Here is a 6,644-nt window from a genome sequence, read left to right as displayed (position 1 = left end):
CATGACGCCCAGCATCAGTGGACTATCGGGCGGAATCTACACCCTGACTATTCAGGATGCGGTCGGCTGTATTGCCTCGCCCCTGGCCGTGTTGCCTACGCCGAGCAATTGCACAGCCCCGGTCTTCGACTTAGCGCTGAAGAAGACCTTAGCGGCTGGTCAGTCTGCCAATGTAACTCCTGGCAGCAACGTAACCTTTACGGTGACGATCTACAACCAGGGTAACGTAGACGCGACGAACGTTCAGGTAACGGATTACATCCCAACTGGGCTAACGCTGAACGATGCGAACTGGTTAGCCAATGGTAGCTTAGCGACGCTGACTACAGCGATAGCCAGTCTGAGTGCCGGTCAGAGTGTGACGCGGACTATCACCTTCCTGGTGAATGCGAACGCGCCCAGCAGCCTGACCAACACCGCTGAGATCAGCAGTGCCAGCAATGCCCAGAATCTGCCGGACGTAGATTCGACGCCAGATAGTAATCCGAATAACGATGGTACACCGATCAACGACGATCTGAATGGAAACCATAAGGGTAATCCGGCTGATGACGAGGATGATAGCGATCCGGAGGTGATCACGGTGAGTCCAACTCCGGTGTTTGACTTAGCGCTGAAGAAAACTCTCGCGGCTGGCCAGTCTGCCAATGTGACTCCTGGCAGCAATGTGACCTTTACGGTGACGATCTACAACCAGGGTAATGTGGACGCGACGAATGTTCAGGTAACAGACTACATCCCAGCGGGTCTAACCCTGAACGATGCGGCCTGGACAGCCAATGGTAGCCTAGCGACGCTCAACAGCGTGATTGCTAGTTTGCCTGCCAGTCAGAGTGTGACGCGGAATATCACCTTCCTGGTGAATGCGAACGCGCCCAGCAGCCTAACCAACACCGCTGAGATCAGCAGTGCCAGCAACGCCCAGAATCTGCCGGACGTGGACTCCAGTCCGGATAACAATCCGAGCAACGATGGTACGCCGATCAACGACGATCTAAATGGAAACCATAAGGGCAATCCGGCTGACGACGAGGATGATAGCGATCCAGAAGTGATTACGGTGAGTCCAACTCCGGTGTTTGACCTGGCCTTGACCAAGAAACTGGCTCCTGGTCAGAGTGCGACGGTGGTCGCAGGCAGCAACGTGACTTTCACGGTGACGGTGTACAACCAGGGTAATGTGGATGCGACCAATGTTCAGGTAACGGATTACATCCCAACTGGCTTGACATTGAACGATGCCAACTGGGCCGCCAGCAACGGCCTGGCCACGCTCAATACGGCGATTGCCAGTCTGAGTGCCGGCCAGAGTGTCACGCGGACTATCACCTTCACGGTGAGCAGTAGCTTCGCAGGCGGTAGCCTGACCAACACCGCTGAGATCAGCAGTGCCAGCAACGCCCAGAATCTGCCCGATAAGGACTCTAGTCCGGATAACAATCCGAACAACGATGGCACGCCGGTCAATGATGATACGTCAGGCGATCATAAGAACAACCCGTCTCAGGATGAGGACGATAGTGATCCCGAAACCATCACGGTGACTCCGCTGAAAGCCAGTCTGGGTGATTATGTCTGGTACGATAACAACAAGAACGGCCAGCAGGATGCTAATGAGCCGCCAGCGGTTGGGGTCACGGTGACGCTCTATAATGCGACCACCAACCAGCCGATCAGTACCACGGTAACCGATGGAACGGGCCATTACCTGTTCACCAACCTGGACCCCGGCACCTACTATGTGGTCTTCACGGCGCCGAGTGGAGCAACCTTCACAACGGTTGACACCGGCAACGATACGACCGATAGCGATGCGGGTGTAGGCGGCAAGACGGGGAACTACACCCTGGCAGCGGGTGAGCAGAACCTGACGGTGGATGCGGGTTTGATTCCAAAGTGTACGAGTCCAAATTGTTTTACGACGATTACCGTGAAATAGAAGGGGCGGTATTCGGTTTTCGTCCTGAAAATCGAATACCGTCATCCTGCCCCCTTTTTGTCATCCTTTCTTTTTGTCATCCTGACGCAGGAAGGATCTTAAAGCTTCCTAACGCTCAGGTGCGGATATCATAAGATCCTTCCTGCGTCAGGATGACAAAAAGGGGGATGACAAAAGAGAGTAGAACGACACCAGAAGACCTAAATACGAAAGGTAAGTGTATGTAAAACGTTTTTCGTATATAGATAACCGTTAGTTAATAAAATGGTAAAAAGTAACACCTACTCACCGTAAAAAACAGGACGAATCATCAGCCAGAACCAAACCCTACTTTGCTCAATTGGGCCGTGTTTTTGTCATTCCGCGTTTTTGCATTCCGTGTTTTTGTCATTCCGACGACAGGAGGAATCTCAAGCTTGACTTATGAGGGACTTTGACCGGGCCGCCGGAGCCATGACAAAAACACGAATTGACAAAAAAACACCCATTAAGCCGACGGCCTGATTAAATCAGCTAGCCGTCGATGGTACAAATTGATCAAATTGTAACTTAAAAAATCAATTATGGAACGTATTTTGTATAAACAAAAAGTGATAATATTTATAATCACCAGCTTCATCCTTTGGGTAAGCCTTCAACCAAATCAAGTGACAGAAACACAATTGCCAGATCAGAACCTGTCTGGCCCACCGACCGTAAGCCCCCCTCAATGGGCCTGGCTTTCAACAATCCAGAACGCTGTATACACCGGCAAACAGGTCTATGACGCTGTCGTGTATGACGACCTGGGAGCGCAGGCTACCAGGTACCGACGATTAGATCGCTTACTAATGCCCTGGAACCGACAGGGAGCGCCCCCGCCTGGGGCTGGCTATTACTCGATTTTCGTATCACACTGTAACCAACGCACGATAGACGAATACCGCTATCCATTCACTGAATCATGAACATGCAACACCTATTCCGACAGACGCTTCGTTCGAGCCTGCCCTATCTGGGTGTGTGCAGGAAGCAACCTCCAGTAGATACGATAACGGCGAAAGAGTCACCCACCAACCAGGCTATGGAACAAACAATTACGCAACGAATGACGAGGATGAAACGATCCTGCGTATCTGCTGGCCAGTATGCTGGGAAGCGATATAGCACCGTTTGGTGGTTGTGCACCTTGCTGGTACTGTTGAGTACTAGCCAAACCACATACGCGCAATCTGTTCTTGAACTGGCGGCAGGTAGCTCATCTGCGGGAAATGGCCCTACAACAGCCCCTCAAACCGCCACATTTCTCAAAAATACCGATAGCCCTACCGGAAATACATTCTCGGCTTACACGCCTGGGCTGACGGTAACGGCAAGTCTTAGCAACCAGCAGTTTAATGCCTCGTCTTCCAATAATGCTGGGATAACGTTTGGGGGAGCCTCAAATAGTGTATCCAATCCGGTAACTTTTCCCCTATTTCCGCTCTTTACCGGTTTATGTAGTGATAATAGCAATGCTTACTATACATCACCACAGAACCAAACGCCAGGAACAGGCTATAGTGTTAGTGCCAATAGTGGTTTTTCGACGTTTTATAATACGAGTTGGCTCAATGGTCAAAGCACCAACAACCAAAGCGCTGGGTATTATTATGGAGATATAACATTTACATTCTCTCGACCTGTTAATAACCCGATTTTACATATTTCTGATATTGGAGGTAGTATAGGTGCATTGAACCTGGGAACGTATTATAAGTTACAAACACCCGGTGTAACAATGAGTCTGTTGTCAGGCAACAATCTGAATGTGACAACTACTGAGTTTAAGCAAAGCGCACTAACCGGAGGCTGTGGCACAGCTTCACAGGGCGGATCAGGCTCTATTTTGCTGAATGGTACGGGTATTACAAGTGTTACGTTTCAGGTCTATATGCTCGGAAATGGAGGTGCACCTGATTGGCCAACTTACGCACGTGGCGATGTAGTTCTTTATGGGTTTACTGTATCCGATGGTGTTCCCGATGCCTCCATTTCGAAAGTGGGGTCAACTATGGTTAGCCCCAACGGAGTGGTAAGTTATACCTTGCTGGTATCGAATAATGGCACTACCAACCTGACCAACGTAACGGTGACCGACCCCGTTGTGGCAAACTACAACGTGACCAGCGTTTCGTGTACTGTGGGTGGAGGGACGGCTTCGTGTCCGACCAGCCCCACCCCGGCGGGGCTCCAATCGGGTCTGGTGATTCCAAGCCTTCCGGCAAGTTCGACAGTAGTTCTGGTCGTAACCGGAACCGCTACCGGGCAATCAGGCAGTGCAATTACCAACGTAGCCTCGGTTTCAGCGGCTGGTGATACCAACCCCGCTAACAACAGCAGCACCGCTGTTACTCAGATCGCCACCCCAACCTGCGATGCTACGGCTTATGGCGTACTCAATGACCATATATACAAGATAAATGGCCTGACACCCTCTGGCTATACGCAAACCGATCTGGGGGCGGTGCTACCATTCACCGCCCACGACTTGGCAAAGGGATGTAATAACAAGCTGTATACTGTTACCAGCACGGGGGCGGCTCCTGCCACGCGGAACATCTATGTCTATGACCCGGTTACCAATACGGGCAGCAATACGGGGGCAACCTTACCGTCTACCATTCCAAGCACGGTTGCCTTTGATAGTTATATCATTTCAGGGGCAACCGATGCCAACTGTAATATCTATTTTATTAGCCGTTACGGAGGCTATCTGGCTAAATATGACCCAACAACCAACACGGTTACAAACATCTGGACAAGCCCTCCTCCAACCGCAGTGGCAGGCCCGGGAGGAATAACCTATGCAACTGCTGGTTTAAATTCGGTTGATATGGGATTCGGGGCAGATGGCGCACTCTATATTATAACGGATGGTACGTATCAAATCTGGAAAATACCGAATCCGGCTTCGCCACAAGCCTATTATGTCGGAACAATGACAGGATTCCCTTCGGGTACGAACCTTGCCGATATTATGTCCTATAATGGCCAGACTTATGTAGTATCGGCTGCAGGGAATGGTGCAGGGATATACTTGGTAAATCCAACAACATTTGCGGCTACCCCCGTCAATACACTGCCATCAAACGGGTATGCTGATATGGCTGCCTGTAATTCGTTCCTGACGTTAGGCAACCCTGTAACGGCCAACAACGATCTGGCTACTACGGCCCAGGGCACACCGGTAACTATTCCGGTATTGACCAATGATACGGACAATGGCTCACCGGCTACCACCTCGAATGTAACCTTACCAACGATTGTTACACCGCCTTCAGCCAGTCAGGGCACGGCCGTTGTCAACTCCGATGGTACCATTACGTTCACACCGGCACCAGGGTTTTCAGGTTCAAGTACGTTCACCTATTCGATATGCGATAAAACAACGCCAACGAATTGTGCTACAGCTACAGTTGGTGTGACTACGGCATGTTCGAACAGTGTGATGCTGGTAGGAGATTACCCTGCAAATAGTGTTGAGGTATTTAACTATGGGACGAATGCCGCGACGTTTAAATGTGCAGTTCAAGGCATCGGAGGTGATGGTATAGCTGCCAATGAGAATACGGGCATTGCCTATTTTGTTCAAGCAAAGGCAACTGGTACCGTTTATGTATTTGATTATAAAAAAGGTTCGGTCGTTACTAGTATCCCGTTGACCGTATCAACAGATATTCCATTCGATGCGGCTATTTCCCCTGACCGGGCGTATGTGTATGTAACCTCAAACTCGTACCTCTATAAGATCAGTACGGCTACAAATACAATAGTAGCTTCGCGACCTACCAGCGACTTTACATCGAGTAGCAAACAAAGAGCATGGGGGGTGGCCGTGAACCCAATCACGGGTAACGTATATATGACCACTGCTTATGGGGCAGTTGCAGGTGCTGCCTCCACCATTACGTACCTGGATCCTTCGCTTACTGGGTCAATTTCGACTTTAGTGACAGCGCCTACAGGGTATTACTACCGGGGTATTGTATTTGACGCTACAGGCAACTTATGGGCCGTGATGTCTTCAGATGGTGGAACCTCGCCCGATAAGTTAGTCGAGTACAATGGCACTACAGGGGCTAAACTAGGTGAATATTCGATGCCAACACCGACCCAGAATGCAGGACTTGCCGGAACAGGTAGTGTTCAGGCTTATGACATAGCATTTGGGCCTGATGGGAACATATACATCAGCTCATTTAAGGGCGACTGTGTGACAAGGTTTGACCTGTCGACAAACACGTTCTCAACCTATGTACCCTATGTTGCCGGAAGCCAGGCTAAGAACGTTGCCTTCATCTGTGGAGACTTCCATTGTACGACTGAAATCACGGCCAACCCCGATTCGAAGACAACGACGGTGAATACGGCAGTGAATATTCCGGTGTTGTCGAACGATACCTATGTGGGTAATACGCCGACAACGTCAAACGTGAAGGTAACGGTGACCTCGCAGCCCGCCAATGGTTCGGCATCGGTTAATCCAGATGGCACCATTGCGTTCACACCGGTCAATGGGTTTGTGGGTTCAACAACCTTTACCTATTCGATCTGTGAGGTAGCGAGCCTGACCAACTGCTCCAGTACTACCGTAACAGTTACAATTGCTGGCCAGCCACCAGTAGCGACCAGTGATATTAACAATACGCGGATCAATACACCGGTACCGGGCAATGTGCTCACC

Annotated in this window: 3 protein-coding genes; all 3 read left to right on the top strand. The window is 50.4% G+C overall.

Annotation, left to right across the window (positions count from 1 at the left end):
- Nucleotides 1–1,939 (top strand): SdrD B-like domain-containing protein (locus tag ACYVGR_RS30725; protein WP_460963795.1); only part of this gene is annotated, 1,939 nt, incomplete at its 5' end.
- A gap of 647 nt (nt 1,940–2,586) precedes the next feature.
- Nucleotides 2,587–2,886: a hypothetical protein gene (locus tag ACYVGR_RS30720; protein WP_460963794.1), complete on the top strand. Its 300-nt coding sequence runs from the start codon at nt 2,587–2,589 to the stop codon at nt 2,884–2,886.
- Nucleotides 2,883–6,644: Ig-like domain-containing protein (locus tag ACYVGR_RS30715; RefSeq protein ID WP_460963793.1), on the top strand; the 3,762-nt coding region annotated here is incomplete at its 3' end. The genes ACYVGR_RS30720 and ACYVGR_RS30715, both read left to right, overlap by 4 nt.

The organism is Spirosoma litoris, from assembly GCF_054776755.1.
Note: the sequence above shows the minus strand (reverse complement) of the source record. Positions and strands in the feature narration are given on the sequence as shown.